The following is a 21,346-nucleotide window of genomic DNA, read 5'->3' on the forward strand; positions in this document are numbered from 1 at the left end:
CACTCTACAGGCTTCATTCTTCACTACTTTTCACGCTTCACTATGATCGTACGCCCCTTACTTACCCTCAGCCTGCTTTCCTGTTCGACGCTCTTGTTCGCTCAACAGCCAAAGCCAACACGTCCTGTTAAAGAAGGCGAGGTAGATAATCAGGAAATTACCGTTGAAAAGAGCCGAAAAATAGAACTGGCTCCCGCCAATCGGATTTTCAATAAAATACCTTCGATAAAACAATCGGCCGACCAGCGGAAATTGACCTATGAATTTGAGGATCGAAAATTAACCATCGGCGATCCTAAAATTACGCCCGGCGTATTGGCCCCGTCCACCACTCAACCGGACGAAACACCAGCCTACAATAATTACGTAAAGCTGGGTGCTGGTAATTACAGTTCGTTCCTGGGCGAAGGGTACGTCGGCATCAACAACTTATCAAATCTCGCCCTGGAAGGGTCCGTCCGTCACTTGTCGTCGGCCATTGGCCCGGTCGACGGAAAAAATTCGGCACAAAGCGATACGCGGGTGCGGGTAACGGGCAAGTACCTTGCCGATGCCTTCAAATTACAGGCGGATTTGGGTTTCGACCGGAACACCTATAATTTTTACGGATACAGCCGGGAATATGCCGCTCAGCCATCGTTTAACCCCGATCTGATCAAGCAACGACTCAATACGCTTAATGTCAAGCTGGGCATAGAAAATGCTAATTCGGAGAATGCAATCGACTATTCGCTTAAAACAGGCATCACCTCGCTGAGCGACCGCTTCAATGCATCCGAAACAGATTGGGGAACCAACCTGAACGCATCTGTAGGTATTTCGGATAACTTTTTTGCACTGATAGCGGCCGATGCTTACGTTACGCAGCGTTCTGACGGGTCCATCGTAGACAACCGGAACCTGTTCCGCGTGAAGCCCACGTTTAAGTACACATCCACCTTATTCACCATCACAGCGGGTATCAACGCGGTAAACCAAACTGACCAGCGCCAGAATATAAATGACACACGGGCTTTTCCGGTTCTCGATATTGATGTAGTGCCGACCGGAAACATTCACATTTTTGCCGGTGTTGATGGTGATATCAACCGAAACACACTCCGCACGTTACTAACTGAAAATAAGTGGCTTGGCCCGCAAGTGTTATTGGTTAACACTGTTAAGTCATGGGATATTTACGGTGGTTCTAAAGGTAATCTGGGTGGTGGATTCTCATACGAAGGAAAAGTTTCTTACGCTCGCTACCGTAACTTCTCGACCTTCAACAACACCTACCCGGACACGACAAAATTCTTCGTTTTGTATGATGGCGGCATTTCAAATGTCCTGACCGTATCGGGTCAGCTGGCTTATGCCCAAAAAGACAAATTTCGTTCGGCGTTGAAAGCTGACTACTTTACGTATGGGCTCGGCCGGCTTGAGGAAGCCTGGGGCCGTCCACAGGTAGCCGCTACCTGGAGCAATTCGTACATTTTGAACAAAAAATTATTTGTCACTGCTGATTTGTATTTTTATCAGGGGATAAAAAACAAGAATTTCACGTCTGGGGTTGTCTACACGCTAAAACCCATTTACGACGCGAACGTCAAAATTGACTATTTCTTAGGAAAACAGATCTCAGCTTTCGTTTCGCTTAATAATATCTTCGGGCAGAATTACCAACGGTATTTGTATTATCAGACACAAGGGCTTAACTTTCTCGGAGGAATCAGTTATTCGTTTTAATCTCACCACCGAAGCACACTATGGCTGCCGTAAAAGACTACCTCAAAAAGTTGCTGTATCAGTATGACTGTGTGGTTGTTCCTGAATTGGGAGCTTTCCTGACACATTACCAGCCAGCGTCTTTTACGGAATCCAACGCTCTGTACCTCCCCCCCCGTAAACGAGTTGCCTTCAATGAAGCTCTTCGTTTCGACGATGGTATTCTGTCGAATTATATCATGCTTCATGAGCCCGTTACCCGCGAGGCAGCTCAGAAACATATTAGTCAATTTGTGACAGAACTACGGCAGAACATTTCAGTGGAGGGCCGTTTTGATTTGGATGGTATTGGTACATTTAGCTACAATGACGAAGGTCGTTTACAGTTCGATCCCAGTCTTCGGCATAACTTTTTTGGCGAAGCGTATGGTATGAGCGCGTTGACTGCTCAATTAGTCAATCAGCAACCTAAGCTAGAACCATCGCTTGACGCCGTTCCGGTGACCGCCCTTGGCCCCGTTTTGGTTCGTGATGAAGACACAACCTTGACACCCTATCGTCCGGCGCGACCTTACTGGCGTGTGGCAGCCGCTGCGCTTTTGATCGGTTCGCTTGGTGTTTTCAGTTACTTTTCGGTTATTAATCCGGGGCAACCCCTCCAAAGCAGTCTTGATCCAGCCAATCTCTTTCATATTCCTGCTTCATTCTTTGCGAAGTCGGCACCTGTGGAGCAGATTAGCAAACCGGAGGCCGTTTCGATAAAACCACCTGTTGAGGCCGTTGAAGTGGTCCAGCCAGCAACAAAACCGGTGACTTCACTCCCTGCTCCTGTAGAAATACCAGCAGAAGCCGTTGCATCACCAACCGTAGAAAGTAAAACGAAGACCGAAGCAGCGCCTGTTTTAAAATTGGAAGCTGTTAAAGCAACATCCCCTGTTAACAAAGCAACCCCCGCTGTAAAGGCAGTTCGTACAACGCCCTATTTTACAGTTATTGCTGGAAGTTTCTCCAGCAAGCGGAATGCGTTGGGTTTACGTAGAAAATTAAAGAAGGCCGGTTATACGGACGCTTTTATTATCATGCCTGAGCAAAAAGGTCAGTTGTATAAGGTTGCTGCTTCCGGCTCTGCCGTACGGGAGGAAGCCGTTGCCAGTATGACGACCATCAGCGAGTTGATCGGTTCTGAGGCTTGGATCTATAAGAACTAATCTCTTTTTCCTATAAAAAAAGGACAGCTTGAGCGGCTGTCCTTTTTTGTTGTGTCGTTATCCGAATGAACTATTCAAAAATACTTACCGCAATTTTACTCTTCCTGATTGGGTCTGTTGGCCATTGGTACATCATGTACTGGCAATTTAAATCCGATAAATGGATTCGTTCCCCTATTCCTTATCTGCTGGCCATCGGGTGTACCTGGCTCTGGATAACCGCATCGAAGTATGGTGTGGAAGGGTTCAACGGTTCCATGTGGTCCAATCGGTTTTTGTTCTTCGTAACCGGTGTTTTTGTAGGGGCCATTTTATACCCGATTCACTTTGGTCAGCCCTTTACCGGTAAAGTGGCTGTTCAGCTACTACTGGCGATTTCAATTATTCTGGTATCAGTATTGTGGAAATAGAGCGGCTTTAACCTGAATGCCAGGGAAGGCAGTGAAGATTTGAGAAAAAATAATTTAACCAAAGAGGCACAAAGAGCACAGAGCTTAAATTTCGACAAATCAATCTTTTAAGCTATGTGTTCTTTGTCCCTCTTTGGTTAAAAACTATTTCTAATTCTACTTAAGCATTTAAAACAAAAAGGCTCCAACTTTCGAAGGAGCCGTTCTGCACACATACAAACAGGAATCTTAACCCAAATACGTCTTCAACGCTTTCGACCGTGAGGTGTGGCGCAGGCGACGAATGGCTTTTTCTTTTATCTGCCGAACCCGTTCGCGGGTTAAATTAAACTTTTCCCCAATCTCCTCAAGCGTCATAGCGTGCTCGCCATTCAGACCAAAGTAGAGGGTAATCACGTCAGCCTCACGCTGGGTCAGTGTGGAAAGTGCCCGTTGTACTTCCTTCCGCAATGAATCGTTGATCAGACCGGAATCCGGTTTGTCTTCGCCATCATTCTCAAGTACATCAAGCAGACTATTTTCTTCACCCTGCACAAATGGGGCATCCATCGACACGTGACGACCGGATATTTTGAGCGTATCAACAACTTCTGCTGCTGAAATCTCAAGAACGGCAGCCAGTTCTTCGGGGGATGGCTCCCGCTCAAACTTCTGCTCCAGATCCGAGAACGTTTTCGAAATCTTGTTCAATGAACCTACCCGGTTCAGCGGCAGACGAACAATACGGGACTGTTCGGCCAGCGCCTGTAAAATAGACTGGCGAATCCACCAAACAGCGTAAGAGATAAATTTAAATCCACGCGTTTCGTCAAATCGCTGCGCAGCTTTAATCAGGCCCAGGTTCCCTTCGTTGATCAGGTCGCCTAGTGAAAGCCCCTGGTTCTGATACTGTTTAGCTACGGATACGACGAAACGTAAGTTTGCTTTTGTTAATCGTTCCAGCGACAATTGGTCACCGTCCCGAATTTTTTGGGCCAGCGTTACCTCCTCATCGGGGGTAAGCAAGTCCACTTTACCAATCTCCTGCAAGTACTTGTCTAACGACTGGCTCTCGCGGTTGGTTATCTGTTTTGAAATTTTTAGCTGTCTCATAATCCGTTGTCCCCGGTGGAGTGACTATATAACGCAGTCGTATGACGTGGCATTACACGAAAAAGTAACAATGACTTACGCATTTTTGTTCTCTGGCTTCGGCAGCAAAACTTTACGCGATAAACGGTACTTTCCGGTCTTTTTGTCCACATCGATCAACTTTACAGTTATCTCCTCACCTACCTGCAAGACGCCATCCATGGTTTCAAGGCGCTCCCACTTAATCTCGGAAATGTGCAAAAGTCCGTCTTTACCCGGCATGAATTCAACGAAGGCACCAAAAGGCTGAATCGTTTTCACTTTGCCGACATACGTTTCGCCAACTTCCGGTACAGCCACGATACCTTTTACACGAGATACCGCTTTGTCCATGCTTTCTTTGCTGGTAGCAAAGATGCTGACCCAACCGGCATTGTCGTGCTCGTCGATGTTAACAACAGCACCCGAATCTTTCTGGATATCCTGAACAACCTTACCACCGGGTCCGATAACGGCACCGATTTGGTTAGTGTCAATCTTGATCACCATAGCACGTGGTGCATGTGGTTTCAGGTCAGCACGAACGTCAGCAATACCCTTTTTCATTTCGCCCAGGATATGCAACCGGCCAACACGGGCCTGCTCCAGTGCCTGTGCCAATACTTCATACGATAGACCATCTACTTTAAGGTCCATCTGGCAGGCAACAATACCTTTTTCGGTTCCTGTAACTTTGAAGTCCATATCGCCCAGGTGATCTTCATCACCCAGAATATCCGATAGAACGGCATATTTGTCTCCGTCAGAGATCAATCCCATGGCAATACCGGCAACGGGGGCTTTGATCTTGACACCGGCATCCATGAGGGCCATGGTACCAGCACAAACCGTAGCCATCGACGACGAGCCGTTCGACTCCAGAATGTCGGATACAATCCGGATGGTATAAGGGTTTTCTTCAGCCGGTGGCAACACCTTCTTCAGAGAACGGTGGGCCAGATTACCGTGACCAATTTCGCGCCGACCCGCCCCACGGTTTGGTTTAACCTCACCGGTTGAAAAGCCTGGGAAATTATAGTGCAACAGGAATTTGCTGTATCCCTGGAACATTGTCTGGTCAACAATCTGCTCGTCGGTTTTGGTACCCAGCGTAACGGTCGTCAACGATTGTGTTTCACCCCGAGTGAACAGAGCTGAACCGTGAGGGCCTGGCAGGTAACCAACTTCAGCCGAGATCTGACGAATCTGATCCAGCTTACGGCCATCCAAACGTGTGCGTTCATCCAGTACCAGACGGCGGGAAGCTTCCCACTCCAGATCGTGGAAGTACGTCTTGATCAAACCTACGTTTACTTCGGCTCCTTCAGGAAACGACGCCAGGTATTCATCACGAACGGCTTTGAATCCGTCCGAACGGCCTTTTTTGCTTGGATTTTGCCGAAGCGCTACCTCATATATTTTGTCGTACGTAGCGGCCCGAACAGCAGCCCGCAGATCTTCGTCGTGCGTTTCGTGGTTGTACTCCCGCTTTTCCGTCTTGCCAACTTTGGCTTCAAGCTCTTTCTGAGCCTGGCATTGTACTTTAATGGCTTCGTGCGCAACTTTAAGTGCTTCCACAACTTCGGCTTCTGAACATTCGTCCATTTCACCTTCCACCATACAAATATCTTTTGCTGTAGCGGCCACAATCAGGTCGATCGTTGCGCGTTCCAGTTCAGATGTTTTTGGGTTGATCTTGTACTGCCCATCAATTTTGGCTACGCGTACTTCGGAGATCGGTCCGTTAAATGGGATATTGGATACGGCAAGTGCTGATGAAGCGGCCAGGGCAGCCAATGCATCAGGCTGAACTTCGGGATCGGCCGAAATCAACGTGATCATCACCTGCGTATCGGCATGGTAATTATCGGGGAAAATGGGCCGCAAAGCGCGGTCAACCAGGCGACTAATCAGAATTTCGTGATCGCCCAGGCGACCTTCGCGACGTTGGAAGCTGCCCGGAATACGGCCAGCTGACGCAAATTTTTCCTGATAATCAACGGATAACGGGAGAAAATCAACGCCTTCCTTGGCGTCTTTACTGGATACTACTGTGGCTAACAGCATGGTGTCGCCTAAGCGAACAACCACCGCTCCGTCGGCCTGGCGGGCCAGTTTGCCGGTTTCGATGGTAATTTCCCGCCCGTCGGGCAGCGCAACGGATTGCGTGGTGATTTCAAACATACAGCAGATTTTGAATACGTCCTCTTACAGCTTTAAACCGCTCGGTAGCCTGTAAGCTTACCTTTGTTTATTTGTTATTTCTCTAGATAGAAACAACAAAAATGAGGGAATCTACTGTTAGCAGATTCCCTTTTTGTGGGGTTACCCAATTACTTCCGGAGACCCAGCGCGGCCAGAATAGCCCGGTAACGTGTGATATCCTTTTTAAGAAGATAGTTCAGCAGGCGACGACGCTTACCAACTAATTTCAAAAGACCCAGTTGAGTGCCGTAATCGTGCTTGTGAACTTTAAGGTGCTCAGTTAAATGACTGATCCGATAGGTAAAAAGCGCGATCTGGGATTCGGCCGACCCGGTGTCAGTAGCACTTTTGGCGTGACCCGAGGTGGAGAATATCTCCTGTTTTTTTTCGGTCGTTAGATACATCTGCAGACAGCTTATTGTTTAAATTAATGAATTCGGGTGCAAAGATAGTTAAAAATGTTTAAAGTTCGCAAGTTAGTCGGTTAGTGGCTGTAGTCTGGACTGCTCATGTACGTCAGCCACTTTCTAACTTGCCAACTTTCCCCCCTTGTCAAATCTTTTTTTCAATAGTTCCCAGGCGATAACATAGACATCTTTATCAAACAGCCGTGAATCGTGTCGGGCGCGCTGCATCAACAACAATCCGAGGGGAAACAGGATAATATTTGCCAGCCAGGCTCCAACAGGCACCCACAACAAACCATCTTTAGCGTATTTATCGCCAGCAATGGTTAGTACGTACAGGAAAATAAAGAAGACGATAGCAATCAGGACTGGTAGTCCAAATCCGCCTTTTTTGATGATGGCACCCATCGATGCGCCAATCAGAAACATGACGAAGACCGATATGGCCTGAGTGAACTTATGATGGCTTTCCAACTGATACCGCCATACGTTCTTTTCCTTTTCGTTAAGATACGTTACGTTGGACGTTGAATAGGATAGAATATTTTGTGCCTGACTCAGGGCGGCCTGTGCCAGTTCGGGCGTGCTGAATGTCTGCTTACTGAGCAGTGAGTCCAGCCATTTACCAGCCGTTACCTTCTCTTGTTTAAGGACAACATCCGATTTGAACTGGTAGTTATAATACTGGCGTGAGTTGCCTGCAACACTCAAACTTGTTGTTTTGTAATCTTTACGTAACGAGTCGGTCAGAGCAGACAGCTGCTTAAGATCTTTCATGTATTCATGATACTCAAACTGATTCTCATCCGTCCGTTTGATCCCAAACGACTCCAGACTAATTACGAGTCGATAGTCCTTAAACCCATTCCGCATGAATTGTGCTCCCTGGGCGGATGGTCCGTTTCCTGTACTGGCGTAGCTGATACTGTTGTCCGAGTATTCCTGATAATCGTTTCCGTTAAAGAGCTGGAATACAAGATATGTTCGGTCCTTATCCGTATACATACGCCCGGAGTCGGCCAGAATGATCTCTCGATTACCTGATTCGATACCGCTTATGGGGTGCTTATAGATAACAAGGCCTTTGAGCAGATCGCCCGTTGTACTGTTTTCACCCGCCTTCACTTTACGATCTACCTTAATACTATAGCCGGGTAAGTCATTATAGAAGATACCTTCCTTTAAATTTAAAGTCGCTTTTGCAGTTTTTATATCATACAGGAGACTATAGCCTTTAAGATTTGCCCAGGGAGCTACCGAGTTGTTAAACCAAAATGAGAAAGCGCTTATACCGACAGCCACAATAAGCAACGGTTGCATGGCACGAGTGAGCGAAATACCAGCACTTTTCAGGGCTGTCAACTCAAAGAACTCGCCTAAATTCCCAAACGTCATTAAGGAGGAAAGGAGAACGGCCAAAGGAAGGGCCGTCGGAATCGTTAACAGGGCAAAATAAAAAAGCAGGCGGCCAAACGTGGCCAAATCAAGATCTTTGGAAACGAACTCGTCAATATAAAACATGAGCAGTCGCATCAGAAATATAAAGATGACGACGCCAAGGGTTAAAAAAAACGGCCCCCAAAATGAGCCGAGTACTAGTTTGTCTATCTTCTTCATTCTTTTGTACCGCACAGGCGGAGCCGCTTGTATGAGCACATAGCGGGCCATCCAAATAGTCAATGAATTCCCTGAACTACGCTACACCTATTACGTTGGTTGGGCTGGCAGAAGTTCATTTCTGATTCGTCGTTAACTATTTTTAACTCCCAACGATCTCTTTGAGCTTATACATGAGTCCATCCCAGAGATCCTGAAGCTCCTCTTCGTCGTTGGTAGACGAGTAATCGGTTACCCGTAAAAAAGTTGACTGGGTAAGTTCGCTCTGATCGACCCGGAAGTCAACATAATTATTGTCATTACCGTTTTCAGCCGTATCGAGGAATTCAAATCGAACGCCTTTGTTTTGCCGCATGGATACTTGTCGGGCAATGTGACTCTCATTATCCCACTGGAAGTCAAACCGTTGCTCTGGCATTGTATTTACCTTACTGGCAAACCACTGCGACAAACCAGACGCTGTGCTGATGTAAGGAAATAGCATTTTGGGAGATGCACGAAGTTCGTATTCGGCAATAAACTTAAATTTCTCCATATTTCATCACCTTTTTAATAAGGGGGGACCTTGGCAAAGGTAAACGATTTTTTTTGCGAAAGTCAACGACTATTTTTGGTTTACGAGTAATCTTCACTACTTTTGTGAAATCAAACGGCGGGGTAGCTCAGATGGTTAGAGCGTAGGATTCATAACCCTAAGGTCGGCAGTTCGATCCTGCTCCCCGCTACGGTTAAAGCCGAATTAATTGTACATCAATTAATTCGGCTTTTTTTATGCCCTCCAAACGTAGGCATTAACGTTTTGCAAAGGATGCTATCCGGCAGACCCGGCTGTGGGAATCGTTACCGGCCGAACACTGAAATACCTTTTACAAGGCAGCCAGTTTTAGTTGATCATCCAAACAAACAAGCTTGATCCCCGGCTTCACTTCAGAAAATATATAAACAGTTTCCGGATTGTCCAGCAAGAGGTTCAACCGGTGCACGTAGGGGTGCTTGCCTGCATCTTCTGGCAGTAGCATCAACAGATTCGCCCATATGATCCAGTGAATGAAATAATCCTGAATCGGAAGAATAACCGGTTCTACGTGGTTGAAGACCCGCTGCTCCTTGTAGGCATTATCCAGCGTAGCGGCCATATACGCCCGGCATTTAAAATTGAATTGCTCTCGCTGATCGTTCGTCAGTATGTCCTGTTGATATAACCAGTTTGTAACGTCATTGAGGGAGTAATAAACATCATCTTTCGTTAAATAACGAATCATTATAAACTTATCTACGATGAATAAATATCTGCTAATCAGAATATTAACTATCGGCAAGATAGAGAGTAATATTTAGAGCTAGGTAATATAGGAGATGTGTTTTAATTAAATTTAGTCTGGATGAGTCAATTGTGAGTTATTTGAAAACTATTTAATTATCAATTTATAAGTAAGTTAACATGAACCGTTTTGTTAACTAATACATACTAAAATCAGATTTATTTTTTAAAAATGGAGAACAGATTTTGATTGATATAGGACTAGTAAAATCTTCGATCAATTACTACTTTCGACCTTATACTATTGAAAAAATTTAGCTACAAAGATAGTTTTAAGGTTGCTCCCTGCTCAAGTCCTCTTTTTTCCATCTCAACGTATAAAGCTTCACCAATAACGACTTAAGCCGTTATTGGTGAAGCTTTTCTTATTATTTTCCAGGAGATGACCTTACTTGGCCCCCTAAAAAACAAGGCAGGAATGAAATGAATGACATTAAGCGGCCTGTAAGGCTTCAACCGAATAGGTTTCGATTTCAGTTTGTGACGAATTCACGAGAACTAAAGTTGGCCCATCCCGATGCAGTAGTTTTGGAACTATTACTTCCAGAAAATGCATGAGTTGAGACTGCTGAGCCAATTTGACCAAACTCACAGAATCGAACCAGCTAAGTGGAACCAGTTGAGCTCTTTTTTTTGAACGCTGATCAAGATACGAAACAAAGGCATGTTGCTCATCGGCCGTGATAAAATGAACACTCATAAGTTGAGGTTTGTCAACAAAAGTGGGATAAGAATACTGATAAACGCCAGGTTGGGGATATGTAGATGTTATAATCATTTATTCTTCCATTTTAGGTTATAACAAATATACAAATTATATCTAAGATAAATTACCTATTTATTATTTGGCATATTAGGTTCATTATTAAAAGATTTCATTAACTTATAAGTGAATGTATTCATTTGCTCTTTTCTCGCTTTATTGGGATATTTTAGTCGATCACCTCCATATGAAGCGCTAATTTGTCTATTTTGTATCCGTCAAATGTGTATATTATAGTAGTAACCATACAAATAAATCTTAATACATATTACCAAAAAACGTGAAAAACATTCATTTCATCGAATTATGTTTACTTTATTTAATTTTTACTAACACTTTTGTTTTACTAGTGGGTAATCTAAAATAATTAACCAACTAATACCATTCAAACGGCTATGAAAGCACTACTTAACGACGAAGAACTAATTAGACAACACTTTAGCACCAATCCCAGCGTATGCTTTGAAACACTATACAACCGCTATGTAGGGAAGGTTTATAACCGGTGTTTATCCATTACTAAGGATTCAGAGAAAGCACAGGATTTCACGCAGGATATATTCATCCGGACGTTTGGTAGTCTGGATCATTTTCAGGAACGCTCTTCCTTTTCCACCTGGCTATATTCCATTTCATTTAATTACTGCATGGATCAGATCAAGCGGTCTAATCGGTTGCCAATGTCTTCACTTGACGACAAGCAGGCCGATCAACTCCTTGATTTGGATGAGAGCGAACCTCTTGAAGAACGGTTGCACATGCTTACCGAAGCGTTAAAACATCTTCCTGAGGGGGATGTTAATTTACTCCGAATGAAGTACCAACAAGGAATGAGTCTTGAGCAGATTGCCGTCAAACTCGATTTAAAACTTAGCACAGTGAAGATGCGGCTCAAGCGGTCACGCGAAAAACTCCAGCGTCTCTGTTCTCGGGTGACCACGTCAACTATAGTAAAGTGAAGCAGTTACGTTCGTTAGCGGGCTTGATGAAACGAATAGTATTGTTTTATTAATAAATACGTTTCTAAAACCAATAAATAGTTAAGCAGTCAGTAGGAAAGTTAAGTTAATTACTTGTTTCGAAAAATAATGTGATTGAATTCCTCAAATTTGGACAGGATTTCACATGTGAAACAACTATTTGGTCATTTATCAGTTTATTCTGGACTGGTATAATAAACGCTTTATCAACTGATTTTGGAAAAAAACAAACGTAACCGAGCCGAAACGACAGAGCGTATCATCACAGCTTTAGAGCAATTATTAGCTGAACAGGGTACTGACGGAATTAATATTACACTACTTGCCGAAAAAGCTAATGTAAGTAAGGTGCTGATTTATCGGTATTTCGGCAACCTGGATGGCCTTTTGGAGTACTATATAAAAATGGGGCGAATCATCCCTCATTACAACTCTGGATGGTTAGAACAAATTCGACCCACTCAGGAAAAAGACCTGGCAGCCACATGGTCCAATAACGCCCTGCAGTTATTCCGAACGATGAGAGCCTCTCCCACTGCCCGTGAACTACTTAAAACAGCCGTTCAGGGTGATAGTGTTATGGCCAATGTAGTGAGCAGTTCAATAGATAGCGAGCTTGCTAATCTGGTAAACCAACTTTCTTTTGTTGAAGGAAGCGACCATGATGCAATATCAGCCGTTGTGCTGGGCGGATTATCTTATTTAACTGTGCTGGCTCAACTTGATCGATCCGCGATTGGCCTTCATCTTCGTGATGAAACCGATTGGCTTAGAGTTGAAAAAGCTGTTAAAATGATCTACACGGCTCTGGCTAAGATGGCAGCAGACTCCCCCACCACGAAGTTTAGTTTAAAACCTGCCGAAGTAAAATTCCTGATGCAGTAATTAAGGCACTACCCATAAGAGGTACAATTCCTGTGCGTATCATTGCCCCCCCATATTGATAAAGGTCGGAGAAACGCTTCGACCTTTATTTTTTTATTGCACTTTTCATCTTCACCGGAAGCGGCATCTAATGGCCGGCCATAATCTCTTCAGAAAGAATATTTACGGTTTCCCAAGAGAATGGATACCATTTATCCCGGTTGGCATCATATACCTCAGTGGCTGCCACACATGGGAACAACTTGTAATCAAACTTAGCGTAATTACTCGCGAGATAGCCTGGATAGTAGTAGGTTTTATGCGCTGAACGGGCATAGTTTATTTTTACCATCATCAGGTATTTACCTAAACTGTGCTTTCGATAGGCGGGGTGATAAAAATTCATGATCCCGGCAATTGTTTGCGTACCTGCATCGAAAATACCGACTGCGATTAGAGTGTTTCCATCCCGAATTTCGACAGCATAGGTTTCGAACACATTGTAAGCGGCTCCATTGAGCAGACAGGATTCGACTGATTCGGGAGCGTCAAAATTTATCGCTTCTTTATATGTAGCATACAGATTTCGCATCTCTTCAGAGATGACCAGGCGCTTGACCGATGTTGAAAAATGGCCGTTAATTCGGAATAACCGCTGTTGCTCTTTTCCATAGGTGACATTCGCCAATGTAATCCGCAACCAGTGAACCGGGCAAACTTTATTCTCAAACAGCACAGCGAAGCAGGTGAAAACCTCCTGTTGCATTCGAAAATAGCCCTTACTCAGGTATAGATCTAACTTATTCCCTCTCATTATCCGGTTTTCTACTGACTAGATTCAGCTGCTAAAAATGGCGACATCAATAAAATTAATATCGAAAAATATACAGTCATAATCCTGACTTATTCATCCCAGCCGGGGGGATATTCCTTCCACTGCTCAAGCAAAAAATCAGCCAGATCTAACCCTGCCTCTCGTTCCTCAACGGTGGCATTATCCTCCAGATACGTTGATACGGTTATTTGGAAACCCTGAGATAAAAGGTCCCCCGCTACTCGATTCCATCGGTCAAAGGCACTGCCATCTTTTGACAGATCCGGAAACAATTCAATCTTTCGCCCTCGCAGCGGTGCCAGGCGGTCGGCATTAAGGTACGAAAGTGCTCCAACCGCAAGCCAAACGAAGCCCGGGAAGTAAGGAGTTGCGATGATAGCTGTTTTCGGGGCTTCAACAATGGCAACAGGCTGATCGGGGGGGGCAGTTAGTAATTGGGGTAGACCAAACAGACAGGGTGATTTCTGCACATCATTCCGCTCGTCCAGATACACAGTCAACCAATCAGGATACGGTAATTGCTGCTGGTCACAACGGCGGGCATATGCGGAATGAACCCACGTGGTCCGACTGCGCTTTTCGCCATCTTTCACTTCATACTTAACGGTATGAAAGGTGTCGTCAAACAGCTTGATTTGCCCTCCCCGTATGCGTTGATGTTCGTCGATAAACCAGAATACACACGCCCCAGGCCAACGACTGGACGTGCCAATATTAAATCGTTTCAGCAAGACATCGGCCACTGAAATACCAAAATGACGTCGTAATAACCAGGCAAGTTGGTTGTGTTCATAATGGCTTAGCGATTGATTCAGAACATCTTCCGGAATGGTAACCAGTGGGGTCTGCTGACTTAATGTTAAACTGACTGGCGGGGCAGTTCGTTTATCAAACAGGTAGTTGGCTACCCGTTCGGCTTGTTCCAGTGTTGCCTGTTCATTTTTCACTAAACTGGCTATAACGTCCTGCCTTGAATCACCGTTATACATTTGTTTAGCGGCAATCCTAAACCAACCTTTCGGAATGGGGCCGACGCTGTTTTGCGCTTTTATCTGGTCAACATACGATAAACCTGAAGCCTCTTTCTGATAGGGATTCAGATGGTAACCACAGTTACTTTCCCGATCACAACGGCCATATTGTTCGGGAAGTGGTTCACCGGTCAGGCTATCGATGTAACGGCTAAGTGTTTTGCGGTGCCTGGGTCCGCATTGGGGGCAATCTATTTTAATTGCCTTTTTCGGTAGCTGATAACGAAACGTTGTAGCGGCCATGTATCAAAAATATACCATTTGCGCTTAACAACTATATGTACCTGTATAATAAAAGCACTTAACATTCATTTAACGCTCACCCTTCAGCAATGACATCCATTCACGTCAAAGTCGTGCTATTTTTTTTAAGTTGCCTTTCGGTAACACCGTTTGCATTCTCGCTCTCAAACGTCCGGGCAAGTTTATTGCTGGAAACTGAACGTGATCGTACGGTTCAACTGTCTGGCCAGTCAACCACTACCAATACAGGTGATACGCTTCCCACTCCGTCGCGCAATCCGGCTTCTACCTCCCGAAATCCTAATTTGCTATATGATAAACAAGTCGTTGGCACCTTACAGGGTCATCCGCTCGTGGTGCGGTCGTTTAACAATAAACTGTATCTGACAGAGGAAGTTGGAGCAGGGCGATTTCTCCTGCGCGGGGCTAACCTCCTCACCCGGCCCGATGTTCAATCAGATTTTGTTCGACTGAGAGGGCAGCTATCTGGCGGGAACACAAACCTGGATGGTTTGTATGAACCGGAAGGGGTGGGTGTACCTGCAGGCTATGTCAGGAAAAACTTTCCGGACGGGGCAACTTATTACGAGCCAATCCACCCACTCACTCAACAACAGACACCACCTGGTCAACCGTCATTACCAACACAAAAGCCAGTTGCCCCCCCACCATCCGCTCCCCCCACCCTGCCCGCAGGAAAACCAGGAAGCCGCTCGGGCGTTCAGCTACTGAACGCTTACAGACCAGAACCCGCCGGTCAGTTTCACCCTGAGCAATTTGGGGAGAAAATCTATAGCGACAACTTCAAATTCAGCGTTGATTTTGCCGGTGAACGGGGTATTGCGGCCCGAAGAGCCGTAGGCGAAAACCTTTTTCAGCTGAGTAGTTTAAACGAGGCTCAAAAACAGGAATTGGCCTTTGGAGACGGGTTTTTATACATGACAGAATCCGGTATTCACGGAGAATTGGAAGGAGCTGGCTACTTTGAATCGTCCTTACAGGAGTACTATACTTACATTTACAACCGGATTCCGGCCTTAGGCGGCAATGGTCCGGATAATAGTGTCGGCATTGGTGCCTTCGACATTGAAACGAGCAATTACTGGAGTAAAAGCTCCTACACCGGCACTCGCTTTTTTCCCGCCTGGGAGTCCCGCAAAAAGAAACGAATCATTTGTGAGTTCGATGGGAAAACCCGCTCCCTCGAAGAACTTGATGCTCAAGGGCTAATGGAACGGGAGCAGAATGTCAGACGAGGCAACCGGGTTGCACTTCTGTTTGCTTTGGTTCGTGAACGGGCCCGACCGGGTGTGAAGCTTAGTTATGGCCCCAGCATGTATCAGGGGCAGCCCAATCTGGATGCCCTTACCAACATGACTCCCTTTCTAGAAAGCTTCCCTGATGTACGTTATATCGGGGGTAAGCCAGACGGCACAATTACCCTCAGGCGACCCAACGGCGGTACCGCTACATATGTCCTTAAGGGTAGCCAATACGAGAACGAAGATATCATGATGGGGTATTATTACCTCTTCCATTTTGATATATCGGGGGCTGATTTTAGAGAAATCTGGATGAAGAATCCAACAAAAAAAACATATTCCGACCTGTGGACAGCTATAAAACCATGGGATATTGTTGCCGACGAAAAAGGGTTTCTTCAAATGAACCGGGATTTTATGGTTCGGAAATATGGAAAGCCCCACCCGATCATACGCATGTGGGAACCCGTTTATGAAGACAACACGGCGGGCGTTGTTGACGGGGTGTTTGGCAACACAACGGCAGCCAGGGTACCCTTCCCTCACCTTAAAACGGAGCGCATAGCAAAAGAGAATGGCGATGTTCCCAAAGTTTGGCAGGCTCCCTATCTGGCCTATTCCCGCTACATGGTTACCCGTTTTTTTGCCGGAGATGAACCCGGATGGGGAGTTCATATTTTCCCATCGGGTTCGTCCGTGCGATTGTCAGGTGTTGACAGTTACCAGCATTTCCTCCATCCATATACGTCTGTTTACCAGGCAAGAGCGGATATGCAGCCCCTGGAATCCTGGTTTGCCGGGTCTACACTGATTGAAGACCCAGAAGTAAAAATGAACGGTTCTACTCAATGGGTAGCTTATACGGGGGCCCAGGCGCATGGCTACCATAGCGGCAAAATGGACCCGCCTAAACCCGCAGCTATGCTCCGCTGGAAAGCGAATGAAACCGGCGGACATACGGTATATATTCTGATTGGAATAAAACAGGGGTTTGGCGAATCGTCGACCCATTTAATTCGCGTGCCCAATGGTGGACTAAACGGAACCGTTTTTAAAACAACGATCTACGGACCGTCAGCCCACCTGTTTCGGTTCGATATACCGGCCTCTGAACGGGGCCAGATTTACATGGCCAGTTCTGTAAACCCGCCCGCCGGGTATGCAGGCCTTGTTCAAAAATAATGAGGATATCCGGTTCAAGTGAGTAGCGTTTCACCGAAAGGTATTTTCAAGATACAAATAAGCCCGGCTGGAACTTAACCAACCGGGCTTATTACATCAATGGGTTAAGTTAGCTTATGCTATAATAGACTTATGACTGCCTGAATCAATTATGGTAACGCGATTTCAGAGAATCAATGAGTGCAGTTTCCTCACATTAACCTTGTCTTGACTTACCCCTATTTTTTTTGCCGATAAAGCATTACCTGAATACCAACAGCGATTGCCGTTAGTATACCCTGCACAGCGAACGAAATGAAGTGATATTTTGCCAATCCAAACGCACCCAGAATCAGGAAAACCGAAAAGACAGTTAATACCATCGGGTGTTTATAAAATGGGGGTTTCATAGTTACTGTCGGTTCTATTATTACGGCAGTTGCCTGCCTGAAGATCATATACAAAGGCGATACCGGTTGAAAGGGTAATAGATCCTGCCTATCAATGATGGTATATTCAGTTGATTATTTTTTAAATCCAAAATACTCTACTAATCGTATATACTACTTTCCGCCCTCCACACCACTCGTCGCTTCTCTCTTATGGAGAAGCGACTTTTTTGTAATAGGAAGGATTTCAATGCTGCTTATTTTTAATCGTTTACAAATTTAACTGCTTCTCAATCAGACCAATGATAGCGGTAAAATCAGCATCGTTGGCAGCAAAATCAATTTCGTTTACATCGATGATCAACAATGGTCCCAATTGATAGGAAGCGGCAAATTCTTCATATAAACGATTTAAATTCTGAAGGTATTCATCGCTAATCGACTGCTCAAACACCCGGCCCCGCTTCTTAATTTGCTGGAGCAACTTGGGTAAACCCGCCCGCAGGTAAATCATCAAATCCGGTGGCCGCACTAAACTCGTCATGTTTGAAAACAGTTCGTGGTAAGTGTCGAAATCGCGGGCAATCATGTCGCCACTCTCAAACAAATTTCGAGCAAAGATGGCAGCATCCTCATAGATCGTTCGATCCTGAATCACGGCATGCTGATGCTTGTTTCCACGCTGGTTTTCCCGCTGGATATCAATGATGCGTTTTACCTGAGCAAAGCGACTGTTCAGAAAATACACCTGTAAATTAAATGCCCATCGGGGCATATCTTCGTAAAAATCAGCCAGATATGGGTTCCCATCAACAGCTTCGTACAAGACCTCCCAATGATAATGTTTGGCTAACTTTTCGGCAAGTGTCGTTTTGCCGGCACCAATATTTCCAGTAATCGCAATGTGCATAAAAAGGGTTTGGGACAGAAAAATAGAGGCAGGGCAGATAAAGGCTTATATGACTTTCTCATATATGTTCCAGTCTGTCTGCATTTCACCTTCTACCCATTAGAAAGCAAAAATTTCCGCAAATTGGGTTTAATTTTGTAACGAAGAACGATTAAGTGCTGTTTTTTCCCTGGCAGTGTCAGATCGAACTGATCTTTTGCTTTTGCACCTATGAAACCATACCGCGTCCTTTTATATTATATCTATTCGCCCATCGGGAACCCCGAACAATATCGGGAAGAACATCATTTGTTATGCCTGCAACTCAACCTTTTGGGCCGCATTATCGTCGCACCTGAGGGATTGAATGGGACAGTATCGGGGCTAACCGCCGACTGCGAAGCGTACATGGATGCGCTGCGGGCCGATCCCCGTTTTGCCGGTATTGCCTTTAAAATTGATGAAAGCGACGGACATACATTTCAGAAACTGCACGTTCGGGTAAAAGCCGAAATCGTTCATTCCGATCTGCCCGTTGATCCCCTCCGGCAAACAGGTATTCATCTCGAACCGGAAGATTTCCGTAAGCTGAAGAACGACCCTGATGTGGTACTGGTGGACATGCGGTCGAATTACGAACACGAGGTCGGTAAATTTAAAGGGGCCATCACGTTCGCTATGGAAAATCTTCGTGAGCTCCCCGACCATGTTCATGAACTTGATCATCTGCGCGACAAGAAAATAATTACCTATTGCACGGGCGGCATCAAGTGCGAAAAAGCATCGGCTTACCTATTGGCCCAGGGATTCGAAAATGTCTACCAGCTACATGGCGGCATTATCCGGTACGGCCTGGAAACCGGCGGGGAGGACTTTGACGGAGAATGTTACGTATTTGATAACCGCGTAACGGTTCCGGTGAACCACATAAACCCCGTTACAGTATCGGTTTGTTTCCGCTGCGGAACCCCTACCAGCCGCATGATCAACTGCGCCAGCCCGCTGTGTAATAACCACGTGACGATATGCGAAAACTGCGGCCATGAACATGGCGGTACCTGTACGGATGCCTGCAAAGAGGATCCCAATCTTCGGGCTTATGACGGTACCGGCTATTATGGAAAACAAACCCAGAGCTACTCTCCCATTCAGGGCTATAAAAGTCGACAGGGGCAACGAGTAGAGGTCAACATGTAAGTCTGCCTGCACAGACGCCCCTCCAGGCTGCTTTCCAGTTTCTGGGGAGTTGAATCCTTGAGTTAAAAGCCTGATGCCTCTCTTCAAGAGTAGCATCAGGCTTTTTTATGGATCTATCTTAACTAATCCTTTTACGAATTGTGAGAATGTTTTCGGATCTCTATCGGGCTGTTCGTTTTTGCCTGTTTCAGTTCAATTAACAAAGGATGTTTCATTTTCGCTTGTCATAAATTTACGATTTATTAAAGTTGATATACTATCAGGTAGCTATATTTGCAAAAGCTGTAAATAGCTACCCACCCGATGAAACATAGTGTCAAAGTGACGGTACTCATGGCCGTTTATAACACCGATTTCTTTTTAGTAAAAAGAGCCATCGACTCCGTACTTAATCAGGATTTTCAGGATTTCGAACTCATTATCATTGACGATGGCAGTCACAACGACCCACAAAACAGGCTCCTCAACTATTCAAGACGGTTCGAGGACAAAATAATATATCTGCGACATACCAACTGTGGACAGTCGAAGTCGATCGGACGGGGTATCTTAAACAGTATCGGAGAATTTATTACGATTCTGGACGCCGATGATGAATATAAGAGCAATCATTTGAGGGCCTGCCTTACGGAAATGGCCCATACCGATTTGATTGCCTCCACCACAGAAACCGTCGTTGATTCAGAAGATGATTTTTATGTGTCGGATAAACAGGATCATACAAAGTTTATCCATGTAGATGACTGTATTCTGTTCGCGACACTTTTTGGCAGAAAGGAAGTTTTCCGGAAAATCCCATTTCAGGATGAATATGCGGCTGATGCCCGGTTCTTTGAGCGGGCAGCGCAATCCTTCCGAGTCAGGAAGATTGATCTTCGAACGTATATCTACTACCGAAACATGCCCAACAGCATCTGTTCCACGCTGAAAAAACAGTACGCGCCAGTGGCTGCCTGATGCCCTTCGCTATGCTAACCTTCTCTGGGCAAAACAAACTCATTCTCTCCTGTCACATAACAGGTGTTTATGATGTGAACCGAAGAAACACCTTACCGGATGATTCCTTCGAACATGTAAAAGGCTGGGTCGAGTCGATTTCGTCCCTAAACCTTCATGGGGTATTGTTTCACAACAACCTCTCATACGCAACCTGCAGGCAGCACGAAAGCGAATACATCAAGTTTGTTCGGATCGCACACGACACACAGTTCAATCCCAATGTGTATCGGTATCTGGTCTACCGGGATTTCTTACAAACGTACGCCAGTTCGATAGACAGCTTTTTCGTTACGGATATTTCCGATGTGGTTGTCCTCAACAATCCCTTTCGTCAGCCGCTCTTTCTGGACAATCCGGGGGCGTTATTTTGTGGTGATGAAGACAAATGTCTGGACAATGAATGGATGACCGACCACGCCACTCATTTGCGCAGCCGCATAGCCGATTATGCAGCTTATGAGGCAACTTTCGCGAAATTTCCCCTGCTAAACTGTGGGATCATCGGGGGCAACACATCCATCATGTACCCCTTTATCAATGATCTCAGTTCCATTCATCAGGCATATAACACCGACAACGAAACCGCATATACGGGTGATATGGGGGCCTTTAACTACCTGATGCGTACCCGGTATAACGATCATCTATTTCACGGAACACCGGTGAACACCCTGTTTAAAGGGTATCAAAATGACCGAACTGATTGCTGGTTCAGGCACAAGTGAATCAGTTAGCTCGATTCATACCTTCT

20 protein-coding genes and 1 tRNA gene are annotated in these 21,346 nt (G+C 45.4%); 10 read left to right on the forward strand and 11 right to left on the reverse strand.

Translation table 11 applies throughout. The features are described from left to right. Positions 1 to 42: 42 nt before the first annotated feature. From ACYVK4_RS15970 to ACYVK4_RS15980, 3 genes are all read left to right on the forward strand, one after another. Complete coding sequence (locus ACYVK4_RS15970) at positions 43 to 1,725, forward strand: TonB-dependent receptor (RefSeq protein ID WP_461128517.1); 1,683 nt, start codon at positions 43 to 45, stop codon at positions 1,723 to 1,725. Between the two features lie 20 nt (positions 1,726 to 1,745). After that, complete coding sequence (locus ACYVK4_RS15975) at positions 1,746 to 2,912, forward strand: HU domain-containing protein (RefSeq protein WP_461128518.1); 1,167 nt, start codon at positions 1,746 to 1,748, stop codon at positions 2,910 to 2,912. Positions 2,913 to 2,977: 65 nt separating this feature from the next. Next, positions 2,978 to 3,322: a hypothetical protein gene (locus ACYVK4_RS15980; RefSeq protein ID WP_461128519.1), complete on the forward strand. Its 345-nt coding sequence runs from the start codon at positions 2,978 to 2,980 to the stop codon at positions 3,320 to 3,322. Positions 3,323 to 3,550: 228 nt separating this feature from the next. Here ACYVK4_RS15980 and ACYVK4_RS15985 read toward each other — a convergent pair whose 3' ends face one another. From ACYVK4_RS15985 to ACYVK4_RS16005, 5 genes are all read right to left on the reverse strand, one after another. Next, positions 3,551 to 4,414, reverse strand: coding sequence for a sigma-70 family RNA polymerase sigma factor (locus tag ACYVK4_RS15985; RefSeq protein WP_191040105.1), 864 nt, complete (start codon positions 4,412 to 4,414; stop codon positions 3,551 to 3,553). A gap of 75 nt (positions 4,415 to 4,489) precedes the next feature. Beyond that, positions 4,490 to 6,616 carry a polyribonucleotide nucleotidyltransferase gene (gene pnp, locus ACYVK4_RS15990; RefSeq protein ID WP_461128520.1) on the reverse strand — a complete coding sequence of 709 codons (2,127 nt, stop codon included), beginning with the start codon at positions 6,614 to 6,616 and terminating at the stop codon, positions 4,490 to 4,492. A gap of 149 nt (positions 6,617 to 6,765) precedes the next feature. After that, a complete protein-coding gene (rpsO, locus tag ACYVK4_RS15995) occupies positions 6,766 to 7,041 on the reverse strand; it encodes a 30S ribosomal protein S15 (protein WP_012926579.1) in 276 nt (91 codons plus the stop codon). 123 nt (positions 7,042 to 7,164) lie between these two features. Then, the gene (locus ACYVK4_RS16000) at positions 7,165 to 8,661 is read right to left on the reverse strand and encodes an LptF/LptG family permease (RefSeq protein ID WP_461128521.1); all 1,497 of its coding nucleotides are present in this window, start codon (positions 8,659 to 8,661) and stop codon (positions 7,165 to 7,167) included. A 142-nt stretch (positions 8,662 to 8,803) separates the two neighbouring features. Continuing rightward, on the reverse strand, positions 8,804 to 9,196 hold the full coding sequence (locus ACYVK4_RS16005) for an START-like domain-containing protein (RefSeq protein ID WP_461128522.1): 393 nt from the start codon (positions 9,194 to 9,196) through the stop codon (positions 8,804 to 8,806). 116 nt (positions 9,197 to 9,312) lie between these two features. Here ACYVK4_RS16005 and ACYVK4_RS16010 point away from each other — a divergent pair. Beyond that, positions 9,313 to 9,386 (forward strand) — tRNA-Met (locus tag ACYVK4_RS16010). Positions 9,387 to 9,527: 141 nt separating this feature from the next. Here ACYVK4_RS16010 and ACYVK4_RS16015 read toward each other — a convergent pair. After that, positions 9,528 to 9,923, reverse strand: a complete 396-nt coding sequence (locus tag ACYVK4_RS16015) for a hypothetical protein (protein WP_461128523.1) — start codon at positions 9,921 to 9,923, stop codon at positions 9,528 to 9,530. Between the two features lie 492 nt (positions 9,924 to 10,415). Then, complete coding sequence (locus ACYVK4_RS16020) at positions 10,416 to 10,682, reverse strand: hypothetical protein (protein WP_461128524.1); 267 nt, start codon at positions 10,680 to 10,682, stop codon at positions 10,416 to 10,418. Between the two features lie 458 nt (positions 10,683 to 11,140). Between ACYVK4_RS16020 and ACYVK4_RS16025 the strand changes: the two genes are divergently transcribed. Next, a complete protein-coding gene (locus ACYVK4_RS16025) occupies positions 11,141 to 11,704 on the forward strand; it encodes an RNA polymerase sigma factor (protein ID WP_461128525.1) in 564 nt (187 codons plus the stop codon). A 237-nt stretch (positions 11,705 to 11,941) separates the two neighbouring features. After that, the gene (locus ACYVK4_RS16030; protein ID WP_461128526.1) at positions 11,942 to 12,610 is read left to right on the forward strand and encodes a TetR/AcrR family transcriptional regulator; all 669 of its coding nucleotides are present in this window, start codon (positions 11,942 to 11,944) and stop codon (positions 12,608 to 12,610) included. A 127-nt stretch (positions 12,611 to 12,737) separates the two neighbouring features. On the opposite strand, the gene ACYVK4_RS16035 is transcribed toward ACYVK4_RS16030, so the two are convergent. Both ACYVK4_RS16035 and ACYVK4_RS16040 read right to left on the reverse strand, forming a co-directional pair. Continuing rightward, positions 12,738 to 13,355, reverse strand: coding sequence for an arginine-tRNA-protein transferase (locus ACYVK4_RS16035; protein ID WP_461128527.1), 618 nt, complete (start codon positions 13,353 to 13,355; stop codon positions 12,738 to 12,740). Positions 13,356 to 13,492: 137 nt separating this feature from the next. Beyond that, positions 13,493 to 14,698, reverse strand: coding sequence for a DUF6371 domain-containing protein (locus tag ACYVK4_RS16040; protein ID WP_461128528.1), 1,206 nt, complete (start codon positions 14,696 to 14,698; stop codon positions 13,493 to 13,495). 89 nt (positions 14,699 to 14,787) lie between these two features. Here ACYVK4_RS16040 and ACYVK4_RS16045 point away from each other — a divergent pair, with 89 nt between their 5' ends. Further along, a complete protein-coding gene (locus ACYVK4_RS16045) occupies positions 14,788 to 17,142 on the forward strand; it encodes a hypothetical protein (protein WP_461128529.1) in 2,355 nt (784 codons plus the stop codon). Between the two features lie 218 nt (positions 17,143 to 17,360). Here the strand turns inward: ACYVK4_RS16045 and ACYVK4_RS16050 are convergent, their stop codons facing one another. Next, positions 17,361 to 17,531: a hypothetical protein gene (locus ACYVK4_RS16050; protein ID WP_461128530.1), complete on the reverse strand. Its 171-nt coding sequence runs from the start codon at positions 17,529 to 17,531 to the stop codon at positions 17,361 to 17,363. 250 nt (positions 17,532 to 17,781) lie between these two features. Continuing rightward, on the reverse strand, positions 17,782 to 18,420 hold the full coding sequence (locus tag ACYVK4_RS16055) for a deoxynucleoside kinase (RefSeq protein ID WP_461128531.1): 639 nt from the start codon (positions 18,418 to 18,420) through the stop codon (positions 17,782 to 17,784). Between the two features lie 210 nt (positions 18,421 to 18,630). On the opposite strand from ACYVK4_RS16055, the gene trhO reads away from it, so the two are divergent. The 3 genes from trhO to ACYVK4_RS16070 all read left to right on the forward strand — a co-directional run bounded on the left by trhO (position 18,631) and on the right by ACYVK4_RS16070 (position 21,320). Further along, complete coding sequence (gene trhO, locus ACYVK4_RS16060; protein WP_461128532.1) at positions 18,631 to 19,596, forward strand: oxygen-dependent tRNA uridine(34) hydroxylase TrhO; 966 nt, start codon at positions 18,631 to 18,633, stop codon at positions 19,594 to 19,596. A gap of 303 nt (positions 19,597 to 19,899) precedes the next feature. Next, positions 19,900 to 20,553 carry a glycosyltransferase family 2 protein gene (locus ACYVK4_RS16065; protein WP_461128533.1) on the forward strand — a complete coding sequence of 218 codons (654 nt, stop codon included), beginning with the start codon at positions 19,900 to 19,902 and terminating at the stop codon, positions 20,551 to 20,553. A gap of 11 nt (positions 20,554 to 20,564) precedes the next feature. Then, positions 20,565 to 21,320 carry a hypothetical protein gene (locus ACYVK4_RS16070; RefSeq protein WP_461128534.1) on the forward strand — a complete coding sequence of 252 codons (756 nt, stop codon included), beginning with the start codon at positions 20,565 to 20,567 and terminating at the stop codon, positions 21,318 to 21,320. Positions 21,321 to 21,346: the final 26 nt, after the last annotated feature.

The sequence above is a fragment of the Spirosoma aerophilum genome, from assembly GCF_054782495.1.